This is a genomic window from Craterilacuibacter sinensis (assembly GCF_009831765.1).
Taxonomy (GTDB): domain Bacteria; phylum Pseudomonadota; class Gammaproteobacteria; order Burkholderiales; family Chromobacteriaceae; genus Craterilacuibacter; species Craterilacuibacter sinensis.
Genome location: NZ_WSSB01000001.1, coordinates 278,762 through 300,617, shown reverse-complemented (window position 1 = coordinate 300,617; position 21,856 = coordinate 278,762). Strand labels below are relative to the sequence as shown.

General features: G+C 58.8%; 19 protein-coding genes and 6 tRNA genes. 20 read left to right on the top strand and 5 right to left on the bottom strand.

What is annotated here, in order from left to right; genetic code table 11:
* Window positions 1-87: 87 nt before the first annotated feature.
* Window positions 88-813 carry a GntR family transcriptional regulator gene (locus GQF02_RS01545; RefSeq protein WP_124734155.1) on the bottom strand — a complete coding sequence of 242 codons (726 nt, stop codon included), beginning with the start codon at window positions 811-813 and terminating at the stop codon, window positions 88-90.
* Window positions 814-1,014: 201 nt separating this feature from the next.
* Here GQF02_RS01545 and GQF02_RS01540 point away from each other — a divergent pair, with 201 nt between their 5' ends.
* The 6 genes from GQF02_RS01540 (at window position 1,015) to GQF02_RS01515 (ending at window position 8,142) form a co-directional block, all read left to right on the top strand.
* Window positions 1,015-2,001, top strand: coding sequence for a malate dehydrogenase (locus GQF02_RS01540; RefSeq protein WP_124734154.1), 987 nt, complete (start codon window positions 1,015-1,017; stop codon window positions 1,999-2,001).
* A gap of 113 nt (window positions 2,002-2,114) precedes the next feature.
* Window positions 2,115-3,222, top strand: a protein-coding gene (gene prfB, locus GQF02_RS01535; RefSeq protein ID WP_220789270.1) for a peptide chain release factor 2 whose coding sequence is annotated in 2 segments (ribosomal slippage) — window positions 2,115-2,198 and window positions 2,200-3,222 — 1,107 coding nt in all. Because the reading frame shifts where the segments join, the coding sequence is not laid out codon by codon here.
* Window positions 3,223-3,285: 63 nt separating this feature from the next.
* Window positions 3,286-4,791, top strand: coding sequence for a lysine--tRNA ligase (lysS, locus tag GQF02_RS01530; protein ID WP_124734153.1), 1,506 nt, complete (start codon window positions 3,286-3,288; stop codon window positions 4,789-4,791).
* A 321-nt stretch (window positions 4,792-5,112) separates the two neighbouring features.
* Window positions 5,113-6,444 (top strand): TRZ/ATZ family hydrolase, encoded by a 1,332-nt coding sequence (locus tag GQF02_RS01525; protein WP_124734152.1) that lies wholly within the window; start codon window positions 5,113-5,115, stop codon window positions 6,442-6,444.
* Window positions 6,441-7,139, top strand: a complete 699-nt coding sequence (gene ubiG, locus GQF02_RS01520; RefSeq protein ID WP_160794353.1) for a bifunctional 2-polyprenyl-6-hydroxyphenol methylase/3-demethylubiquinol 3-O-methyltransferase UbiG — start codon at window positions 6,441-6,443, stop codon at window positions 7,137-7,139. The genes GQF02_RS01525 and ubiG overlap by 4 nt, the downstream gene beginning before the upstream one ends.
* 337 nt (window positions 7,140-7,476) lie before the next feature.
* Window positions 7,477-8,142, top strand: a complete 666-nt coding sequence (locus tag GQF02_RS01515) for a GntR family transcriptional regulator (protein WP_160794351.1) — start codon at window positions 7,477-7,479, stop codon at window positions 8,140-8,142.
* Window positions 8,143-8,168: 26 nt separating this feature from the next.
* Here GQF02_RS01515 and GQF02_RS01510 read toward each other — a convergent pair whose 3' ends face one another.
* Together GQF02_RS01510 and GQF02_RS01505 are read right to left on the bottom strand one after the other, a co-directional pair.
* Window positions 8,169-8,657: a dihydrofolate reductase gene (locus GQF02_RS01510; protein WP_124734149.1), complete on the bottom strand. Its 489-nt coding sequence runs from the start codon at window positions 8,655-8,657 to the stop codon at window positions 8,169-8,171.
* The gene (locus GQF02_RS01505; RefSeq protein ID WP_124734148.1) at window positions 8,654-9,448 is read right to left on the bottom strand and encodes a thymidylate synthase; all 795 of its coding nucleotides are present in this window, start codon (window positions 9,446-9,448) and stop codon (window positions 8,654-8,656) included. The genes GQF02_RS01510 and GQF02_RS01505 overlap by 4 nt, the downstream gene beginning before the upstream one ends.
* A 193-nt stretch (window positions 9,449-9,641) precedes the next feature.
* Here GQF02_RS01505 and flhB point away from each other — a divergent pair, with 193 nt between their 5' ends.
* The 6 genes from flhB to GQF02_RS01475 are packed head-to-tail and all read left to right on the top strand — an operon-like array spanning window position 9,642 to window position 16,743.
* Entirely contained in the window at window positions 9,642-10,808 is a 1,167-nt protein-coding gene (flhB, locus tag GQF02_RS01500; RefSeq protein WP_124734147.1) for a flagellar biosynthesis protein FlhB, read from the top strand.
* Window positions 10,809-10,816: 8 nt separating this feature from the next.
* Complete coding sequence (gene flhA, locus GQF02_RS01495; protein WP_160794349.1) at window positions 10,817-12,919, top strand: flagellar biosynthesis protein FlhA; 2,103 nt, start codon at window positions 10,817-10,819, stop codon at window positions 12,917-12,919.
* Between the two features lie 14 nt (window positions 12,920-12,933).
* Complete coding sequence (gene flhF / locus GQF02_RS01490; protein WP_160794347.1) at window positions 12,934-14,364, top strand: flagellar biosynthesis protein FlhF; 1,431 nt, start codon at window positions 12,934-12,936, stop codon at window positions 14,362-14,364.
* Window position 14,365: 1 nt separating this feature from the next.
* The gene (locus GQF02_RS01485; protein ID WP_124734144.1) at window positions 14,366-15,229 is read left to right on the top strand and encodes a MinD/ParA family ATP-binding protein; all 864 of its coding nucleotides are present in this window, start codon (window positions 14,366-14,368) and stop codon (window positions 15,227-15,229) included.
* Between the two features lie 2 nt (window positions 15,230-15,231).
* Window positions 15,232-15,978 (top strand): RNA polymerase sigma factor FliA, encoded by a 747-nt coding sequence (locus GQF02_RS01480; RefSeq protein ID WP_160794345.1) that lies wholly within the window; start codon window positions 15,232-15,234, stop codon window positions 15,976-15,978.
* A 15-nt stretch (window positions 15,979-15,993) separates the two neighbouring features.
* Window positions 15,994-16,743, top strand: a complete 750-nt coding sequence (locus GQF02_RS01475) for a flagellar motor protein (protein WP_124734142.1) — start codon at window positions 15,994-15,996, stop codon at window positions 16,741-16,743.
* Here GQF02_RS01475 and GQF02_RS01470 read toward each other — a convergent pair.
* Window positions 16,740-18,143, bottom strand: a complete 1,404-nt coding sequence (locus tag GQF02_RS01470; RefSeq protein ID WP_160794343.1) for an exonuclease domain-containing protein — start codon at window positions 18,141-18,143, stop codon at window positions 16,740-16,742. The two genes, GQF02_RS01475 and GQF02_RS01470, sit on opposite strands and share 4 nt — an antisense overlap.
* A gap of 241 nt (window positions 18,144-18,384) precedes the next feature.
* On the opposite strand from GQF02_RS01470, the gene GQF02_RS01465 reads away from it, so the two are divergent.
* From GQF02_RS01465 to GQF02_RS01435, 7 genes are all read left to right on the top strand, one after another.
* A tRNA-Arg gene (locus tag GQF02_RS01465) sits at window positions 18,385-18,461 on the top strand.
* A gap of 5 nt (window positions 18,462-18,466) precedes the next feature.
* A tRNA-Ala gene (locus tag GQF02_RS01460) sits at window positions 18,467-18,541 on the top strand.
* A 31-nt stretch (window positions 18,542-18,572) separates the two neighbouring features.
* Window positions 18,573-18,649, top strand: a tRNA-Arg gene (locus tag GQF02_RS01455).
* Window positions 18,650-18,654: 5 nt separating this feature from the next.
* Window positions 18,655-18,729, top strand: a tRNA-Ala gene (locus tag GQF02_RS01450).
* Between the two features lie 31 nt (window positions 18,730-18,760).
* Window positions 18,761-18,837 (top strand) — tRNA-Arg (locus GQF02_RS01445).
* A gap of 4 nt (window positions 18,838-18,841) precedes the next feature.
* Window positions 18,842-18,916 (top strand) — tRNA-Ala (locus GQF02_RS01440).
* 142 nt (window positions 18,917-19,058) lie between these two features.
* Window positions 19,059-20,351 (top strand): L-cysteine desulfidase family protein, encoded by a 1,293-nt coding sequence (locus GQF02_RS01435; RefSeq protein WP_160794341.1) that lies wholly within the window; start codon window positions 19,059-19,061, stop codon window positions 20,349-20,351.
* A gap of 37 nt (window positions 20,352-20,388) precedes the next feature.
* On the opposite strand, the gene coq7 is transcribed toward GQF02_RS01435, so the two are convergent.
* Window positions 20,389-21,009 (bottom strand): 2-polyprenyl-3-methyl-6-methoxy-1,4-benzoquinone monooxygenase, encoded by a 621-nt coding sequence (gene coq7, locus GQF02_RS01430; RefSeq protein WP_124734139.1) that lies wholly within the window; start codon window positions 21,007-21,009, stop codon window positions 20,389-20,391.
* Window positions 21,010-21,151: 142 nt separating this feature from the next.
* Here coq7 and ppa point away from each other — a divergent pair, with 142 nt between their 5' ends.
* Window positions 21,152-21,685 carry an inorganic diphosphatase gene (gene ppa / locus GQF02_RS01425; protein WP_124734138.1) on the top strand — a complete coding sequence of 178 codons (534 nt, stop codon included), beginning with the start codon at window positions 21,152-21,154 and terminating at the stop codon, window positions 21,683-21,685.
* The last annotated feature ends 171 nt before the right edge of the window (window positions 21,686-21,856 follow it).

Genomic DNA, 21,856 nt, shown 5'->3' with positions numbered 1-21,856 from the left:
CGCCATCGACTAGATGGCTGCGCCATTCTACCAAACACAAACGACATTATCATCGAGTTCGTCATTATTTTGTGCTATGCGATAACCTTAAGGCATTACCGTATAAGCCAAGGCGTCGGTCAGGCAGTAACGCTGCCGCCATAGCACCGCATCCCCCATCAGCGGACCGGACAAGGACAGCACCGACAACGCTGCACGTCCTGGCTCCACACTCAAAAGCGCCGCTTCTTCCCGCGGCAAGTGCTCGACCCGGAACTGCTCGGCATGCACATGCACCCTCACTCCATAGCGTCGCAACAGGAGCTCATGCAGACTGGCCGAACGCGCACGCAAAGCGCGCGCATCCAGATCGTCAAAACGCTCGGCGCTGAGCAGGATCTCGTCGGTCGCAACCGGCAAGCCCTGATGCCGCCACAACAAGCGCACCCGAAACAGCGGCGCTCCCCGCCTCAGCAACAGGGCCGATGCAACCTCCTCGCCGGCACTCAATCGCGACACGCCGAGAAATTCCCGCACCAGTACATCGGCCGGCCCGCCAAACACACCCGGCATCACAACCGCCCCGCCGCCCCAGTCTCCCGGCAGCGGCGCGACAAAAGTCCCCTTACCCTGCAAACGCAGCAACACACCATCCGCGACCAGCTCCGCCAGCGCCTTGCGCGCCGTCCCCTGGCTCACCCCCAGTTCGGCAGCCAGATCCCACTCGCTGGGCAGCATCTCGCTCTCGCCCCACTCCCCGGCACACACCCTTTGCAACAGATGCGCCTTGGCCTGGCGATAGAGCGGTTCTTTACTGATGGCATTTGCATTCATCGCATGCTTTTTATCACCAAATTTCCGCCGAGTAAATACAAGTCTTATATAAGACACACAAGTTGACGCACAACTCTAAAAATACCTGTATCAATCCACACACAAACCAGCACAAATAAATAAATGGCCGTGGTAAACTCATTTGCCGCAATATTGCAAAGCACCATTCCGAGCTGTGAATATCAAAGGAGAATGCGAGAAATGAAAGCCCCCGTACGTGTTGCCGTTACCGGCGCTGCCGGCCAGATCGCCTACAGCCTGCTGTTCCGCATTGCCAGCGGTGAAATGCTGGGCAAAGACCAGCCAGTCATCCTGCAGTTGCTGGAAGTGCCGTTTGAAAAGCCACAGCAGGCGCTCAAGGGCGTGATGATGGAGTTGCAGGACTGCGCCTTCCCGCTGCTGACTGATATGGTTGGTACCGATGACCCGCTGGTGGCTTTCAAGGACGCCGAATACGCTCTGCTGGTCGGTGCCCGTCCACGCGGCCCGGGCATGGAGCGCGCCGATCTGCTGCAGGAAAACGCCAAGATCTTCACCGCACAAGGCAAGGCACTGAATGACGTTGCCCACCGCGACGTGAAGGTGCTGGTTGTCGGCAACCCGGCCAACACCAATGCCTATATCGCGATGAAGAGCGCACCGGACCTGCCGGCCAAGAACTTCACCGCCATGCTGCGCCTGGACCACAACCGTGCAGCCAGCCAGCTCGCGGCCAAAACCGGCAAGGCTGTTGCCTCCATCGAAAAACTGCTGGTCTGGGGCAACCACTCGCCAACCATGTACGCCGACTACCGCTTCGCCACCATCAATGGCGAAAGCGTCAAGGCCATGATTGGTGACGAAGCCTGGAACCGCGACGTATTCCTGCCAACCGTAGGCAAGCGCGGCGCCGCCATTATCGAAGCACGCGGTCTGTCTTCCGCCGCCTCCGCCGCCAATGCCGCCATCGACCATATGCGCGACTGGGCACTGGGCACCAACGGCAAGTGGACCACCATGGGCATTCCGTCCGACGGCAGCTACGGCATCCCTGAGGGTGTGATGTACGGATTCCCGGTAACGTGCGAAAATGGCGCATACGAGATTGTGCAAGGCTTGGAAATTGATGAATTCAGCCGCGACCGGATGAACTTCACCCTGAACGAGCTGGAAGAAGAGCGCGCAGCGATTGCTCACCTGCTGGGCTGATTTCCCGCCCCGCTAAAAAAAGCGCACCTTTTGGTGCGCTTTTTTGTCTTTGCATCTAGACACGCGATACATTTGTATTTAATTATTCTCTGAACTAAATGGAGATCACCACCATGATCGAAGCCGAAATCCTCAACCAGATCGATGCCAAGCTGACCGATCTGACGACCCGCAACACCGATATTCGGGGGTATCTTTGACTACGACGGCAAAAAAGACCGTCTGGAAGAAGTCACCGGCCTGACCGAAGACCCGAACATCTGGAATGACCAGAAAAAAGCCCAGGAACTGGGGCGCGAACGCAAGATGCTGGAAGATGTCGTACTGGTCATCGAAGGCATACAGTCGGCACTGACCGACAGCCGCGAACTGTTCGACATGGGTCGCGAAGAAGAAGACGACGACACCATCCTCGCCGTACAGGCCGATCTGGCCGAAGCCGAAGCCAAGCTGGCCAACCTTGAATTCCGCCGCATGTTCAGCGATCCGATGGATCCGAACAACTGCTTCGTCGACATCAAGGCCGGTGCAGGCGGTACCGAAGCACAGGACTGGGCCGGCATGCTGCTCAGAATGTATGTGCGCTGGGCCGAACGCCGCGGCTTCAAGGTCGAAGTACTGGAAGAGTCCGAAGGTGAAGTCGCCGGCGTCACCAGCGCCACCATCAAAATCGAAGGCGAATACGCCTATGGCCTGCTGCGCACCGAAGTGGGCGTACACCGTCTGGTACGCGTGTCGCCGTTCGATTCCAACGCGCGCCGCCACACCTCGTTTTCCTCGGTCTTCGTCTACCCGGAAGTGGATGATTCGTTCGAAATCGACATCAACCCGTCCGACGTGCGTACCGACACCTACCGTGCCTCCGGCGCCGGTGGTCAGCACATCAACAAGACCGACTCGGCCGTGCGCCTGACCCACAACCCGACCGGTATCGTGGTGCAGTGCCAGAATGACCGCTCGCAGCACCGCAACCGCGATGAAGCGTGGCAGATGCTGCGTGCCAAGCTGTACGAACTGGAACTGAAAAAGCGCAACACCGCCAAGCAGGAACTGGAAGACAGCAAAACCGATGTAGGCTGGGGACACCAGATCCGCTCCTATGTCTTTGACCAGTCGCGCATCAAAGACCTGCGTACCGGCTATGAAGTCGGCAATATCAAGGGCGTGATGGACGGCGACCTCGATCCATTTATCGAAGCCAGCCTCAAGCAAGGGGTCTAAATTGGCTACAACAACCGAAATGCGGCCCCGCTGCTGCGTCAATCCGTAATGACTGGAGACACAATGTCTGAACACGAAACCGCATCACCCATCCAGGATGAAAACCAGATCATGGCCGAGCGCCGCAGCAAGCTAAAAGCGCTGCGTGAAGGCGGCGTGGCCTTCCCGAACGACTTCCGCCGCGAAGACATGGCCGGCGACCTGGCCAAGAAGTGCAGCGACAAGAGCAAGGAAGATCTGGAAGCCCAGAAGATCCAGGTAGTCGTAGCCGGACGGATGATGCTCAAGCGTGTCATGGGCAAGGCCAGCTTCGCGACGCTGCAGGACAGCAGCGGCCGTATCCAGCTTTACATCAACGACCAGGGCGTCGGCGCCGAAAAGCACGAGTCCTTCAAGCACTGGGACCTGGGCGACATTCTGGGCGCCAAGGGCGAACTGTTCCGCACCAACAAGGGCGAACTGTCGATCAATGTCACCGAGCTGCGCCTCTTGTCCAAGAGCCTGCGTCCGCTGCCGGACAAGCACCACGGTCTGGCCGACCAGGAAACGACCTATCGCCAGCGCTATGTCGACCTGATCGTCAACGAAGCCTCGCGCGACACCTTCATCAAGCGCTCCAAGATCGTACAAACGGTACGCGACGTGATGGTGGGCGAAGACTACCTCGAAGTCGAAACGCCGATGATGCACCCGATCCCGGGCGGCGCCGCAGCCAAGCCGTTTGCCACGCACCACAATGCGCTGGATATGCCGCTGTATCTGCGTATCGCACCCGAGCTGTATCTGAAGCGTCTGGTAGTCGGCGGTCTTGAGCGTGTATTCGAGATCAACCGCAACTTCCGCAACGAAGGCATGAGCACCCGTCACAACCCAGAATTCACCATGATGGAGTTCTACGAAGCCTATAGCGGCTACGAACGCATGATGGAAATGACGGAAAAAGTGATCCGTGCCTGCGCCATGGCGGCTTGCGGCACCACGCGCATCAGCTACGGTGGCAAAGATGTCGACCTGGAAAGCCCGTTCGCGCGCTTCACCATCGTCGGCGCTATCCAGCACTTCAACCCGCAATACAGCGATGAACAGCTGGCCGACGCCGAATGGCTGAAGAGCGAGATCAAGAAGCTGGGCGGCAAACTGCCACCGGCGCCGGGCCTTGGCAGCCTGCAGCTGACCCTGTTCGAAGAGTGCGCCGAAGGCCTGCTGTGGAACCCGACCTTCATCATCGACTACCCGGTCGAAGTGTCGCCACTGGCACGCGGCTCGGATGCAGACCAGTCGATCACCGAGCGTTTCGAACTGTTTGTCGTCGGCCGCGAACTGGCCAACGGCTACTCCGAGTTGAACGACCCGGAAGACCAGGCTGCCCGTTTCATGAGCCAGGTTGAACAGAAAGACGCCGGCGACGACGAAGCCATGCACTATGACGCCGACTACATCCGCGCCATGGAATACGGCCTGCCACCGACCGGCGGCTGCGGCATCGGTATCGACCGTCTGGTGATGCTGCTGACCGACGCACCATCGATCCGCGATGTGATCCTGTTCCCGCACATGCGCCCGGAGTGAGTTTGAACGCATTGCTTGCCTAGCTTGACCACACCCCCGCCAGCCAAGACTGCCGGGGGTTTTTTATGCCGAAAACTCGCCGCTTCCTGCTCCCGGCATATTGCAAGTGCCGCCAGCGATTTGCATGCCGGCTCATAGCGGTAGCCATACCCGTGGCTCATTTCGCACAAATCCTGCCGCCAGCGCATAAAGACGCCTGCGCCGAGGATATTTACTTCGCACACAGGCATGCCAGTCATCATGTCCATTGCAAGCCTCAGGTTGCCGAAGTGTCATGCCGTGCCTACAATCGCGCCAAGCTCAGCCATCAGGACCCCTACCATGTCGAACCCTGTTTTTGATCTCTTGATTTCTGCCCGCTGGATGATCACCGTTGAACAAGATGGTGAAATCCTGGAAGACCATGCCCTGGCCATCAATAACGGGACGATTGTCGCCCTGCTGACGCCCTCGGAGTCGGCTGCCGCCACCGCCAAGCAGCATGTGCGGCTGGATAATCATGTATTGATGCCCGGCCTGATCAATCTGCACGGCCACAGCGCCATGACCCTGCTGCGTGGCCTGGCAGACGACAAGGCGCTGATGGACTGGCTGTCCAATCACATCTGGCCCGCCGAAGGCCGACATGTGCGGGACGAATTTGTCTTTGATGGCGCGCTGATTGCCATGGCGGAAATGATCCGTGGCGGCACCACCACCATCAACGACATGTACTTCTATCACGGGGCCATGGCGCGCGCCGGCCTCGCCGCGGGCATGCGTACCTTTGTCGGCGCCTCCATCCTCGAGTTTCCGACCAATTACGCCAACAATGCCGACGAATACATCAGCCGCGCGCTGGATGAGCGGCGTGAATTTCTGGGTGAAGAGCTGATTACCTTTACCCTGGCACCGCATGCGCCTTACACCGTTGCCGACGACACGTTCCGCAAGGTGGTGATGCTGGCAGAAGAACAGGACATGCTGATCCATTGCCACATCCATGAGTCGGCAGGCGAAATCAGCGACAGCATGCGCGACCACCACCAGCGGCCACTGGCACGCCTGAAAGCACTGGGGCTGCTCTCTCCGCGCCTGATTGCCGCACATATGGTGCATCTCTCGGACGATGAGATCGAGCTGGCCGCCCGCCACGGCATCTCGGTCGCCCACAACCCAAGCTCGAATATGAAACTGGCCTCGGGCATTGCCCGCATTCCCCAGTTGCTGGCCGGTGGTGTCAATGTCGGCATCGGCACCGATGGCGCAGCCTCCAACAACAAGCTGGACATGCTGGCCGAAACGCGCATGGCCGCCTTGCTGGCCAAGGTCGGCGCGATGGACCCGACCGCCGTGCCGGCGGCCACCGCCATCCGCATGGCGACACTCAATGGTGCACAGGCTTTGGGCATTGCCGACAAGGTTGGCAGCATCAAGGTCGGCAAACAGGCCGATTTGATTGCCATTGATCTGGCCACCGTAGAAACCGCTCCCGTGTTCGACCCGATTTCCCATGTGGTTTACGCCGCAGGGCGCGAGCAGGTCAGCCATGTCTGGGTCAAGGGGCAAGCCCTGATGGCACAGCGCCAGCTCAAGACACTGGACGAAGCACAACTGATAGCCAGCGGCAGAAGCTGGCGTGAACGCATTCTGGCAGGAGATCAAAACGCATGAGCAATGTCGACGCACAAGAACTGGAAAAATTCAGCCAGCTAGCCCACAAGTGGTGGGACAAAGACAGCGAGTTCAAGCCGCTGCACGAGATCAACCCGCTGCGCCTTGATTTTATCGATGGCTATGCTGCGCTCGCCGGCAAGACCGTACTCGATGTGGGCTGCGGCGGCGGCATTCTGGCCGAAAGCATGGCAGAGCGCGGTGCCAGCGTGACCGGTATTGATCTGGCCAAGAAATCACTGAAAGTGGCGCAGCTGCATAGTCTGGAATCGGGTGTGCCTGTCGAATACCGCTGCGTGGCGGTGGAAGATCTGGCGGCAGAAAAGCCGGGCTATTACGACGCGGTGACCTGCATGGAAATGCTCGAGCATGTACCGGATCCGCAAAGCATCGTGCGTAGCTGCGCGCGTCTGGTCAAACCGGGTGGCACCGTGTTTTTCTCCACGCTCAACCGCAACCCCAAGGCTTACCTGCTGGCGGTGGTAGGTGCCGAATACGTACTCAATCTGCTTACCCGCGGCACCCACGACTATGCCCGCTTCCTCAAGCCTTCCGAGCTGTCACGCATGGCACGCAACGCCGGGCTGGAGCTACTGGATATCCGCGGCATGAGTTACAACCCGGTTACCGGCATCCACAAGCTGGGATCCGACACCGACGTCAATTATCTGATGGCTTGCCGCCGCATTGACTGATACATCAATGAAAAAAACCTCTCCAGCCTATGGCCGGAGAGGTCAACACCCGTGTCGTTCCTGCAAGACTCCCCAAGAGGAGCGCCTGTTGCCATCCCGAAATGGCAGCCAGACTTGCTTGCATGATATGAATTTAGCGAAGAACTGTTAGCCCCTGTTTTTACCCTCGCGCGGCCCAGATCAAACAAGCGTTTGAATCCTACGTCCACAGCAAAATACCCGCAAGGCATTTCACGCCAACCAAGACATAAGTGATGGTTTTCCGCCACAACTACAAAGTTGTGGTGAATGCTAAAATAGCCGCCACAGCCAACCCGACAGATCACGCCAAGCCTGCATGTCCTTTAAAGCCAACGACTCACTGACCGAGCAAATCGCCCAGCATCTGGGCAAACTCATTATCCAGGGCACGCTCGCCCCGGCAGAGCGTATTCAGGAGTTACGAATCGCCACCGAACTGGACGTCAGTCGCGGCTCGGTACGCGAAGCCCTGCTGATTCTGCAAAGGCGTCATCTGGTCGAGATCTACCCGCGCCGCGGCGCCGTCGTCGCCAGCCTGACGCAGGAAGATGTCAGGGCATTTTTTGAGCTGTGGTTTTTATTGCTAAACCGGGCCGCCACCAATCTGGCCCTGTCCTGGAAAAATGATGATCTGGCGCATTTTTTTGCGCTGGAAGCGGAGCTGGCCGAGCATAAGCTGCATGCCGATTTCAATGCTTTTTTTGACACCAGCTTTATCTTTTTACAGACGCTGTACGACTTTGCCGGCAACCGCTATCTCGAGGATGCCCTGAATAACCTGCAGCCGGTGACCCAGCGCTGCCTGTACGCCATTTTCCGTAGCGGCGACATGCAACTGGAGCGCGCGCAATGTTTTATCAGTGACCTGCTTAAAGCCATCATCGCACGCGACCTTGCGCGTCTGGATGCGGTCACCCAGCATTTAAGCAACACCTACCGCGCATTGGTACAAGAGGCCACTGCGACACTGGCCAAGGCATAAAAAAACGGGGCCATGCCCCGTCAGCCTTATTTGCGCAACCAGGTCTGATACGACCAGCGCAAACCGTCTTCCCGGCTATGCCCTTCTTCTGCCGTCTGCTGCCATTCATTTTCAGCCCAAGCCGGAAAATGGGCATCTCCCGCGACATCCAGATCAATCAGCGTCAGCTCCATTTTTGCCGCCAGCGGCAAAGCCTGTGCAAACAGCTCGCCGCCACCGATCACACAGGCCTCGGCCACCGAGGCAACAGAGGCCAGCGCTTCAGGGAGCGAGTGCACAACCTCGGCGCCCTCGGCCTGCCAGTCCATCTGGCGCGTCACCACGATATTGCGCCGCCCGGGCAAAGGCCGGCCGATGGAGTCCCAGGTTTTGCGCCCCATAATAATGGGCTTACCCAGCGTCACCGCCTTGAAATGTTTCAGATCCTCAGGCAAATGCCAAGGCAGGCGGTTGTCCACGCCTATCACCCTGTCGTTTGCCATGGCGACCACCAAGGTCATCAGTGGCGTACTCATACCGCCACCTGCGCCTTGATATGCGGATGCGGGTCGTAGCCTTCCAGCTCGAAGTCTTCAAAACGGAAGGCAAACAGGTCTTTGACCGCCGGATTGATCTTCATGCGCGGCAAAGCGCGCGGTGCGCGTGACAACTGCAGCTCGGCCTGCTCCAGATGATTGCTATAGAGGTGGGCATCGCCCAGCGTATGCACGAAGTCCCCCGGTTCAAGATCGCACACCTGCGCCACCATCATGGTCAGCAAGGCATAGCTGGCGATATTGAACGGTACGCCCAGGAAGATATCGGCCGAGCGCTGATACAGCTGGCACGACAGGCGGCCACCCGCCACATAGAACTGGAACAGGCTGTGGCAAGGCGGCAAGGCCATCTCGTCTACCAGCGCCGGATTCCACGCCGACACCATCAGCCGGCGCGAGTCCGGATTGGTCTTGATCATCTGCACCACATTGGCAATCTGGTCGATATGACGGCCATCGGCCGCCGGCCATGAACGCCACTGGTAACCGTACACCGGCCCCAGGTCGCCGTTCTCATCGGCCCACTCGTCCCAGATGCGCACGCCGTTTTCCTTGAGGTAACGGATATTGGTGTCGCCGGACAAAAACCACAGCAATTCGTGCACGATGGACTTCAGGTGCAGCTTCTTGGTCGTGACCAATGGAAAGCCGTCCTGCAAGTTGTAACGCATCTGATAGCCGAACACCGAACGGGTGCCGGTACCGGTGCGGTCGGATTTTTCATCGCCATGTTCAAGCACATGGCGCATCAGGTCTTGGTACTGCTTCATGGCGCACATCCGTTAAAATTCAGGCTATCTAGTTTACAGGCAAAAAAGCGCGTCCAACAGCGTTGAAAAACCAGCTTATTTGCAAAAAATACAACAACAATTCAAGCATTTTGAATATGAGGGACTTGAAACTCCGTCAATGGTAAACTCGCCGCCATACCCTGAACCCTGAATAAAAAAACCGGCAGCACGCATGGCAGAAGACTCCGATCTGGAACGCACAGAACCCGCCTCAGAGCGCCGGCTGCAACAGGCGCGCGAAGACGGCAATGTGCCACGCTCGCGTGAGCTGGCGACTTTTGCCGTCACCATGACCGGGGTTGCGCTCTTGATCGCGCAGGGGCCGGCCCTTTACCGCGCGGTGGGCGACATCGCAGTAGGCATGCTGCGCTTTGACAACCAGAAGCTGAAAACGCCGGAACTGGCGGTCGAGGCATTCAAAAGCGCCAGTATCGACATGTTTATGGCGCTACTGCCCTTTTTAGGCGGCCTGGCCATCGTCGCCCTATTCACACCGCTCTTGATCGGCGGCTGGAATCTGACGCTCAAGGCGATTGAGCCGAAATTTTCCAAGCTCAACCCGGCCTCAGGCATCAAGCGCATGTTTTCGGTACAGGCGCTGGCCGAGGGCGGCAAGGCCATTATGAAAAGCGCACTGATCGGCGGAGTCGCCACCTGGGTGATCTGGAGCGAGCGCGGCGAGCTGATGGGGCTGGTAAGCCAGCCGCTGGAGCAGGCACTGGGCAGCATGATGGGGCTGATCGAACACACTTTCCTGATCGTGGTCGGTGCCATGCTGTTGCTGGTGGCGGTGGATGTGCCGCTGCAGCTGTGGCAGTACCACAAAAAGCTCAGGATGACCAAGGAAGAGCTCAAGCAGGAAAGCAAGGAGCAGCAAGGCTCGCCCGAAGTCAAAGGCCGTATCCGCCAGCTGCAGCGCGAGGCGGCGCGGCGGCGCATGATGCAGGAAATTCCGGGCGCCAATGTGATCGTCACCAACCCGACCCATTACGCTGTGGCACTCAAATACAGCGACGATATGCGCGCGCCGCAAGTCGTGGCCAAGGGCACGCTTAAACTGGCCGAGCGCATCATTGCCGCCGGCAGCGAGCATAAGATTGCCACCATGCGCGCGCCCAGCTTTGCCCGCGCCCTGTATTTTCATGCCGAACTGGGCGCTGACATTCCGCCCAAACTGTTCTCGGCGGCGGCGCAGGTGCTGGCTTATATCTACCAGCTCAAGGTCTATGAAAGCCAGGGCGGTCTGGCACCGGTTTACCCGGAAAAGCTGGAAGTCCCGCCTGAACTGGACCCGAACAATAAACAAAAAGCAGCAGCCAGACCGGCTGATGCGCACTGACTGACGGCATGAACCAGATTCTAGATTCACTGAAGATGCTCAAGTTGAGCAAACTGGCAGGGCCGGTACTGATCATCCTGATTCTGGCGATGATGGTACTGCCGCTACCGCCGGTAATACTGGATATCTTCTTTACCTTCAATATCGCGATTTCGGTCATTGTGCTGATGGTCGGCATCAACACGCGCCATCCGCTGGAGTTTTCCGCCTTTCCCGCCGTGCTGCTGATCACCACCTTGTTGCGGCTGTCGCTTAACGTCGCCTCCAGCCGGGTGATTCTGATGGAAGGCCATACCGGCCCGGCCGCCGCCGGTAAGGTGATCGAATCCTTTGCCCACTTCCTGATCGGCGAGAATGTCGCCATCGGCATTATCGTGTTCATTATCCTGACCATCATCAACTTTATGGTGATCACCAAAGGTGCAGGCCGGATTGCCGAAGTATCGGCCCGCTTTACGCTGGACGCGATGCCGGGCAAACAGATGGCGATTGATGCCGACCTCAATGCTGGCCTGATCGGCGAGGACGATGCCAGAAACCGTCGCCAGACCATTACCGAAGAAGCCAACTTCTTCGGCGCCATGGATGGTGCGTCCAAATTCGTCCGTGGCGATGCCATGGCCGGCATCATGATCATCGTGATCAATATTGTCGGCGGTCTGATCATCGGCATGATGCAGCATGATATGCCGGCAGGCGAAGCCGCCAAGACCTATACCCTGCTCACCATTGGCGATGGCCTGGTCGCCCAGATTCCGGCCCTGATCATCTCCACTGCCGCCGGCATCGTGGTGGCACGCGTCGGCACCGACAAGGACCTGTCCGAGCAGTTTATCGGCCAGCTATTCTCCAACCCGCATGTGCTCTATATCACGGCAGGTGTGATCGGCCTGATCGGCCTGATCCCCAATATGCCGCATACGGCTTTCCTGATGATTGCCGGCTCACTGGCGGCGCTGGCCTGGTGGCAAGAGAAGCGCCAGCAAAGGGAAAAACTGGCGCAAGCACAATCCAGCCAGATCGCCACACCCACCGCTTTGTCGGCTTCGGGCGGCGAACAGGCCATGACCGAGGTAAGCTGGAATGATGTACAGCCGGTGGACATGCTGGGGCTGGAGGTCGGTTACCGGCTGATTCCACTGGTCGATCGCGATCAGGATGGCGAGCTGTTGCGCCGCATTCGCGGCATACGCAAGAAAATGGCGCAAGAGATGGGCTTTCTGGTCGCCGCCGTCCATATCCGCGACAATCTGGAAATCCGCCCCAATGCCTACCGCATCCTGCTCAAAGGAGTCGAAGTCGGCGTAGGCGACGCCTATATCGGTCAGTTTCTGGCCATCAACCCCGGCCATGTCAGCGCTGAAGTGCCCGGCACGCCGACCACCGACCCGACTTTCGGCCTGCCCGCGCTATGGATAGATGCAGCCCGGCGCGAAGAGGCACAAAGCCTGGGCTACACCGTGGTCGATGCCAGCACCGTGGTCGCCACCCATCTGTCCAACCTGCTGCAGTCACATGCCGCCGAACTATTGGGACGCGAAGAAGTACAGGCACTCATCGACCATCAGGCCAAAGAGTCGCCCAAGCTGATCGAAGATCTGGTACCCAAAGTCATTGCGGTCGGCATTTTGCAAAAAGTTCTGCAGCAACTGCTGAGCGACGGCCTCAATATCCGTGACTTTCGCACCATTATCGAAACGCTGGCCGACCATGTCCCCATTACCCAGGACATCGACGAGCTGACCGCGGCCGTGCGTACCGCCCTGTCGCGCGCCATTGTCCAGCAACTGTTCCCCGGCGAGAACGAACTGCCGCTCATGTCGCTGGACCCACAGCTGGAAAACATTCTGTTGCAGGCGGTGCAGTCCAAGGCCGGCGGCGGACTGGAGCCAGGGCTGGCTGAAAACCTGCTGGCCAATGCCGCCCACCAGACCGAAGAAGTCGAAAACCAGGGCCTGAATCCGGTGTTGCTGACACCTCCGGGTTTGCGTCCCCTGCTTGCGCGTTTTCTGCGTCGGGCGCTGCCGCAGTTACGCGTGATTTCGCATAATGAAATACCGGATAGCAAAACCATCCGTATAATCGCAGTTATTGGAGCCGGCAAGGGTTGAGGACGACATAACAGATGGTGGTCAGAAAGTTTTACGGTAAAACTACGCGCGATGCCTTGCGCCAGGTCCGCGAGGCGCTGGGCGCAGACGCGCTGATCCTGTCCAACCGCCCAACCCAGGGCGGTGGCGTAGAGATCATGGCCGTAGCCGATGCCGATGTTGCCGCCCTGTCGGATACGCTGGCACCTGCCGCCACACGCCACCCGCCGCGTAAGACGCCGGCGCCGGCGGCCATCCTGCCCGCTCAAGGCAATGCAGCCGCACGCGCCCTGTCGCGCAGCTATGCCATGCCGATCGAACCGCTGGAAGAGCCACCGGCCACGGCGCAGCCGGAACACAGGCAAGCCGCAGCCGCCGAGCCTGCACGCCCTGCCGTTTTCAGCGCCGCAGCACGGCCGGCCCCGCCAGCGCCCGTAGCCCCGCCCCCTGCCCCGGCAGCAGAAACCAAGCCATCGGCAGCCGTACAAGCCGCACGCGCGCCCCAGCCGCCAGAAGAAGACATTGCCGACGACATCCGCCATATCGGTGAAGAAATCCGCCTGCTGAAAAGCCTGCTGCAAAACCAGCTGGCAACCTTTGCCTGGTCGGAAATGGAAGGGCAAACACCCAATCGTGCCGAGCTGTTCCGCTATTTGCTGACGGCAGGCTTTAGCCCGGCGCTGATACGCCAGCTCACCCAGAAACTCCCCCCGCAGTACGATGCCGAAGTCGCGCAAAAATGGGCGCGTTCGGCACTGATGCATAATTTGAAATGCATGGATCCGGCCAGCGACATCATCGACCAGGGCGGGATTTTTGCACTGGTCGGCCCCACCGGTGTTGGCAAAACAACAACAGTCGCCAAACTCGCCGCCCGCGCCACCATGCGCTACGGTGCCGAGGGTGTGGCGCTGATCACCACCGACAGCTATCGTATCGGCGCACAGGATCAACTGCGCATCTACGGCAAGATTCTGGGTGTGCCGGTATTCTCGGTGCAAAACGAAGGCGATTTACAGCTGACACTGGCCGATCTGACCCAGCGCCGGGTGGTGCTGATCGATACAGTCGGCATGAGTCAGCGCGATCAGCGCGTCCTGCAGCAAATCCGCATGTTTGCCACGGCCGGGCGGCCGGTACGCCGTCTGCTGCTATTGGCTGCCAATGCCGATGGCCGCACGCTGGAAGACGTGGTCAAACATTTTCGCAGTGATGACTTGACCGGTTGCGTACTGTCCAAGGTCGACGAAGCCGTCATGCTGGGTGCCAGCCTGGACGTCATCATCCGCAACCGCCTGCGCCTGTTTTACATCACCAATGGCCAGCGCGTACCGGAAGACCTGCATTGTGCCAATGCGGACTTTCTGATTGATCGGGCCTTGCGCGCAGGGCAACTGGCGACCCCGTTTCACGGGCAGGCCGATGAAATCCCGATGATCAATGCCGCACAGTCAGGCTGGTTGTAACATGAGTGACCAGGCCGCCAGCCTAAGGCAACTCAGCCAGCAAAGCGCGCACCTGCCGCCCTTATTCGCCCTCACCGGTGCCAGCCATAGCGGCATCTCGACCCTGTGCGCGGGGCTGGCCGCGGCCAGCGCGCTACAGGGGAAGCGCCCCCTGTTGCTGGATCACCAGAATGGCCAGGAGCTGGCACGCCTGGCTGGCGTTCCCCCCTCCGCGTCGCTGGCCAGCCTGAACATCAGCCGCGGCGGTCTGACTGACCTGATGGTGAATTCGCGTCATGGCGTAACGCTGGTTAATCTGTATGCCCAGCCGGAAGAACGCCACCGCCTGTCTGCCCGCGTGTGGCAACGTCTGGCCAGCGAATTTTCCGCGCTGGAAAAAGACTGCGGCCTGACGCTGGTCGATGCGCCGGACCCGACCCAGGATGCAGCACCACTGGTGATTGCCGACAACCTGATTCTGGTCATCAGCCCGCAAGCCGAATCCATCACGCGCGGCTATGCCAGCATGAAACGGCTGGCCGGCGAATTCGGCCGCCGCCGTTTCAATGTGCTGGTCAACCGGGCAAGCGGGCAGGAAGAAGCGCAAAACGTGTTCGCCCGCTTGTCATCCGTAGCCGGCGACTATCTCGGCGTTTCCTTGCGCTGGGTCGGTTTTGTGCCGGAAGATCAGGCCATACGCAAGAGTCAGGCATTACGCCGGCCAGTGGTGGAAGCCTTTCCGGACAGCGAAGCGGCCCAGGCATTCAGCCAGCTGGCCGCCATGCTGCCTTTATGGCATGCACCGGACACCGGCCATGCCCGCTCCAGTTATCTGGAACAATTATTGAGCACCAGTAAGACCCTTACCGAAATCACGGATCGTTAACCATGGCTCTGGCCACGCATCAAGCCCACGCCTACGCACAAGCGGCTGCCACCGATCGCCCGGATGTAATGCAGTACACCCCTTTGGTCAGGAAGATTGCCAGCCTGATGATGGCCCGCCTGCCGGCATCGGTCGAACTGGATGATCTGGTACAAGTCGGCATGATCGGGCTATTGGAAGCCGCACGCCAGTTCGATCCGCTGCAAGGCGTACAGTTCGAAACCTTTGCCGGCACGCGCATCAAGGGCGCCATGCTCGATGAGCTGCGGCGCATAGACTGGATGCCGCGCCAGCTCAGGCGCAATGCCCGCATGATTGAAGACGCGATCAAACGCGCGACCCAAACGCTGGGGTATGCGCCAAGTGAAAGTGAAATTGCCGACGAGCTGGCGGTATCGCTGGAGGATTACCAGGCCATGCTGGGCGACTGCATGGGCGTGCGTCTGGTGTACTTTGAAGACTTTCATAGCCATGACGGCGAAGAACTGAATGATGCACTGGCCAATATCGCGGACGACAATACGCCGGACCCGCTCCTGACGCTGGCCGACAGCGGTTTTCGCCAGGCGCTGATAGACGCCATCGCGACCTTGCCCGAACGTGACCAGCTGGTGATGAGCCTGTATTACGAGCAGGATCTCAACCTCAAGGAAATCGGCGCGGTACTGGGGGTCTCCGAATCCCGCGTCAGCCAACTGCATACCCAGGCCGTCACCCGCATTCGCAGCAAGCTACGCGAATGGCTGTAAACAACAAGGATAGACGTGGATAAACTCAGCATCATTGCCATCATGGGCGGGCTGACCGCCATTCTGGCAGGACAAGCACTGGAAGGTGGCCACTTAGGCTCGCTACTGCAACTTACCGCCTTTATGATCGTCATCGGCGGCACGGCCAGCGCCGTCATGCTGCAAAGCACACCACGCCAGTTCGTCAACGGCCTGAAAATGCTCAAGTGGGTGTTTTACCCGCCGCAGTTCAATCATGAAAAAATGATACGCGACATCATCCAGTGGAGCCAAAGTGCGCGCAAAGGCGGCTTGCTGTCGCTGGAGGGCTATGTCTCCCTGCAGCACGATCCTTACACCAAAAAAGCCCTGCAGATGCTGGTTGACGGTGCGGCCCCCGAAACACTGCGTTCAGTGATGGAAGTCGAGATCACCATGTTTGAACATGCGCGCAAACAAGCCGCCAAAATCTGGGAATCCGCCGGCGGCTACGCGCCAACCATCGGCATTATCGGCGCGGTTCTTGGCCTGATCCATGTCATGGAAAACCTGTCCGACCCGACCAAACTGGGCTCGGGTATTGCCGTTGCCTTTGTCGCCACCGTGTACGGCGTCGGCTCGGCCAACCTGTTTTTCCTGCCGGTCGCCGTCAAACTCAAAAACCTGATCGCGACCGAAATTGCCACCAAGGAGCTGATACTGGAAGGCGTTATCGCTATTGCCAACGGCGAGAACCCGCGCATTATCGAAAGCCGCCTGCGCGGCTTCCTTGCCATGTATGCCTAAGCTGCCGGCAACTCGTGCAGCGTGACCCCGGGTGCCGGCTTTTTCAGCCAGTGCTGCAATAGTTTGTATACCGCCAGATCAAACACCGGCGTGCCTTGCAAGCAGGCCACATCATCGCCCGAGCCTAAGTAGCACCAACGCTCGAATACATGGGACACCGACTCGCCGGTCACCTCGTCGTTTTCGGTCAATGCAATCGCGCCGGCATACGGCCAGCTTTGGGTTTTCAGGCGCAGCAAAGCATTTTGCAAGCGCGCATTATGCGCAGCGGCGCTTTCCTTGCCGCAACAGGCCCCCAGACAGCGCCGGTTTTTAAAGCTTTGGCATGGTGCACCTTTGCGGGTCGTGACCGTTTCGACCTCCAGAATGGCCGGACATAGCTGATGTGCACGCGCAAGCTCGCTCAATGCCTTTTTGGCTTCGCGCGGACTACGAAACAGGCCATACAAATCGGCCGTACGCGAAAAGTCCAGCGTGCGCGCAAGGCTGACACTCACCCGCAACAAGCCATCCTCCCCCGCTTCGCTCAATTGCAAGGCACACAATTCGTTCGTCTGGCGCGCACGCGGGTTGTAACGCGGCCGCAAGGCGGACAACTGCTGCAACTCAAGCAATGCTGCGCCAAACTCACCCAGTGTTTCCTGCCACGCTACATGGGCGATGCGCTCATGAATGCGCGGCAGTTTGGCGTCCAGCGTCCCCGCACCATAGTGGGCAAACACCCTTTGCCTGAGGTTAAGGCAACGCCCGGCATAGAGCGCCTCGCCATTGGCGGCATAAAGGGTGTACACCCCCGGCGTATCCGGCAGGGTATCAGCCAGCTCCTGCGCCATGCCCTCCGGCACACTAGGAAGCGCCAACAAGGCTGCTGCCGCAGAGCACACAGCCTCGGCACCCAATTCGTTCCGTGCCAGACATAAAAACCGGTATACGGCCTCGGCATCCGCCAGCGCACGGTGTCGTGCCGGCAGCACGAGCTGGTGCCGCTCGATAATGCTGTCCAGACTGTGTTTGAAGTATTGCGGGTACAAGCGGCGCGACAACTTGACCGAGCACAGGGTATTGGCGTTGAACGCCAAGCCGGCACGGCGAAATGCATTTTTGAGAAAACCGTAATCGAAACGCGCGTTATGGGCAATCAGCAAGCGCCCTTCCAGCTTTTTCCACAAGGCTGGTGCCAGTTCGGCGAATGCCGGCGCATCGGCCACCATCGCATTGCTGATCCCGGTCATGTCTTCGATGAAGGGCGGGATGGGCTGGCCGGGGTTGACCAGCATTTCGATGCGTTCGACGTTTTCGCCGTCCACCAGAATCAGGCCGATTTCAGTAATCCGGTCGCGGGTAATGTGGCCTCCCGTCGTTTCCAGATCGACAATTACGTAAGCTTGTTCAAACAACATGGGCAGATCCGCTTAAAAACCGAAATATTTTTCAGCCTGGCCGGCCAAAAACAGAGATTCACAAACCACTGACAAATAAGGCATTTTTAACGCGATACTGTCGGAAAATGGCAACAATAAGGGCGTATTCTAAACGACGACGAACAATTTAATCAGAAAAAGTGTTGACGAAAAAAGAAGGATTCCGTATAGTTCGCATCTCTCGCAGCAGACAACGCAGCGAGACACAGCAAGAAACAGTGCACCCGTAGCTCAGTTGGATAGAGTATTTGGCTACGAACCAAAGGGTCGGGCGTTCGAATCGCTCCGGGTGCACCAGCGAAGTCCCTATAGTTTAGCGGTTAGAACACTGCCCTTGCACGGCGGCGGCCGGGGTTCGATTCCCCGTGGGGACGCCAGCACCCCTTGCTTGTAAGATGTTTTACCTGTGCACCCGTAGCTCAGTTGGCTAGAGTATTTGGCTACGAACCAAAGGGTCGGGCATTCGAATCGCTCCGGGTGCACCAGCGAAGTCCCTCTAGTTTAGCGGTTAGAACACTGCCCTTGCACGGCGGCGGCCGGGGTTCGATTCCCCGTGGGGACGCCAGCACCACTTGCTTGTAAGATGTTTTACCTGTGCACCCGTAGCTCAGTTGGATAGAGTATTTGGCTACGAACCAAAGGGTCGGGCGTTCGAATCGCTCCGGGTGCACCACATAGTCCCTATAGTTTAGCGGTTAGAACACTGCCCTTGCACGGCGGCGGCCGGGGTTCGATTCCCCGTGGGGACGCCAGAATAAAAATAAGGCCACTATCACCCGATAGTGGCCTTATTGCATTTACACACCATCCCCGCACTTCATTTCTGTATAAAATATCCGCCATTTGCTTGCCCGCCCTCCGGCCGGGCCTGTTCCGCACAAGAGGCTGCACATCATGAGCAATCCGACACCACTCTGGGCCGAGTTTATCAAGGCCGTCAAACACGAAGTCATTCCGGCACTAGGCTGCACCGAACCCATCTCGCTGGCACTGGCCGCCGCCATCGCGCGTGAACAGTTGGGCACCCTGCCCGAACGCATCGACGCCAAAGTATCCTCCAACCTGATGAAAAACGGCATGGCAGTGACCGTCCCCGGCACCGGCATGGTCGGCCTGGCCATTGCCGCAGCCGTCGGCGCCATTGGCGGCGATCCGCAAGGCGGCTTGCAGGTACTGAAGAAGCTGACCCCCGAACAGGTCGCATCGGGCAAAGCCATGCTGGATGCCAGGCAAGTCAGCGTCAGCATCACCGACGTTCCCAACATCCTCTACAGCGAAGCGACACTCTACGCCGGAGGCGAATCGGTGCGCGTCTGCATTGCCAACGCCCACACCAATGTAATCCTGATCGAGAAAAACGGCGAAACCCTGTGGCAGGCCGCCAGTCAGAGCACGACAGCAGGCGGCCACTATTCGCTAGGCCATGCCCGCATGCATGATGTCTACGAATTCGCCACCCAGGCGCCACTGAGCGAGATCGAATTCATTCTGGAGGCCGCGCACCTGAACAATGCATTATCGGATGAAGGCATGAGCGGCCGCTACGGCCTGCATATCGGTGCAACCTTGCAGCGTCAGGTCAAACAAGGCCTGCTCTCCCAGGGCCTGCTGACCGAAATCATGATGCGCACCACGGCAGCATCGGACGCCCGCATGGGCGGCGCCCCACTACCGGCCATGAGCAATTCCGGTTCGGGCAATCAGGGCATCGCCGCCACCTTGCCGGTCGTCGTGGTTGCCCGCCACCTGAATGCCGACAATGAAAAGCTGGCGCGTGCGCTCATGCTGTCCCACCTGACGGCCGTCTACATCCACAGCAAGCTGCCTGCCCTGTCCGCCCTGTGCGCAGTCACCACCGCCTCCATGGGGGCCGCCGCCGGCATGGCCTGGCTATTGGACAGCAAGGAAGAGTCGGTCAAGATGGCAATTTGCAGCATGGTAGGCGACCTGGCAGGCATGATCTGCGATGGCGCATCCAATAGCTGCGCCATGAAAGTCTCAACCTCGGCCGCATCGGCCTACAAGTCGGTACTGATGGCACTGGACGACAGCCGTGTCACCGGCCACGAAGGCATTGTGGCGCATGATGTCGACGAGTCGATCAGCAATCTGTGCGCACTCGCCAGCCGCAGCATGCTGGAAACCGACCGCCAGATTATCGAAATCATGGTGCAAAAAGCGCGTTAAAAAACAGGCGACCGGTAACGGTCGCCCTGAACAGCCATCAGATGCGGTAGCTGGCGGCTGTCATCAGCCTGGATGAAAGCTTCATCCCTTGGCGCACCGGCAGGGGCAAACGCGCCGCGCCCAGCGCATGCGCCATATCCGCGTGTCTGAGCTCGTCATCACGCATCTGCGTCACAATGGCCCGGCTTTTGCCATCCTCTTCGGGCAGGCTTTGCAAATGGCTATCCAGATGCGCGCCAACCTGATGCTCCGTCTCCTCCAGAAATCCCAGATTCCAGCGATCCCCAAGCAAGCCCGCCGCCACCCCAATCGCCAGCGAACCGCCATACCACAAAGGATTAAGTACACTGGTGCGCCCGCCAAGCTCGCGGATACGCTGCTCGGTCCAGGCCAGATGTTCGACCTCCTCATGCGCGGCCTCTTTCAAGGCCTCACGGGCAGCAGGATCGCGCGCCGTCAGCGCCTGTCCCTGATACAGCGCCTGTGCACACACCTCGCCACAATGATTCACCCGCATCAAACCCAGCGCATGCTGTTTTTGCTCATCACTCAGCGTCACCTCATCCAGGTTTTTACCGGGATGGGGGCGCGAACTCAGCGCTGGCGCAAACAAGGTACGCAAGCCCTTGTCAAACTCGACAATAAATTTATCAATCATGTGATGCCTTTTTGCCATATCCAATGAACATCATTATACCTTCACAGCACACGCTACGGATGCCTGCGATATAATCGCCCGACAGCAGCACTCCTGCATCACGCCCAGCCATAAGGGCATATACAAACAAGGACCCGAGTCGATGAACCTGAACGCAATTTCCGCCGGCAAGGACATGCCGAACGACATCAACGTCGTAATCGAAATCTCCGCCAATGGCGCCCCTATCAAGTACGAACTGGATAAAGACTCCGGCGCGATCTTCGTTGACCGCTTTATGGGTACCGCCATGTTCTACCCGGCCAACTACGGCTTTGTGCCGCAGACCCTGTCGCTGGATGGTGATCCGGTAGACGTTCTGGTCGTGACCCCGTTCCCGCTGCCGCCAGGTGTGGTCGTTCGCTGCCGTACGCTGGGCATGATCAAGATGGAAGACGAATCCGGCATCGATGCAAAACTGGTGGCCGTACCCGTTGAAAAACTGTGCCCGATGTACAGCAATATCCAGAAACTGGAAGACCTGCCTGAACTGCTGCGCAACCAGATGGTGCATTTCTTCGAGCACTACAAAGATCTGGAAAAGGGCAAGTGGGTCAAGGTACAAGGCTGGGGCACCATGGAAGAAGCCAAAGCCGAGCTGGTGGATGGCATCGCGCGTCACCTGCAGGAAGGCTGATAGCCGGTTCGCTCCGCGAAAAAAGCCGGCCTTGCCGGCTTTTTTCGCATGAGACAAGCAACAAAAGCGGAGAACCCCGATAGGCAGACCACACCATCCGTGAAAGAATCCGGCGTCGTTTGGTAACAGGGCAAAAATTTGGACATCGTGGCGCACGGCGCAACGCCCGAG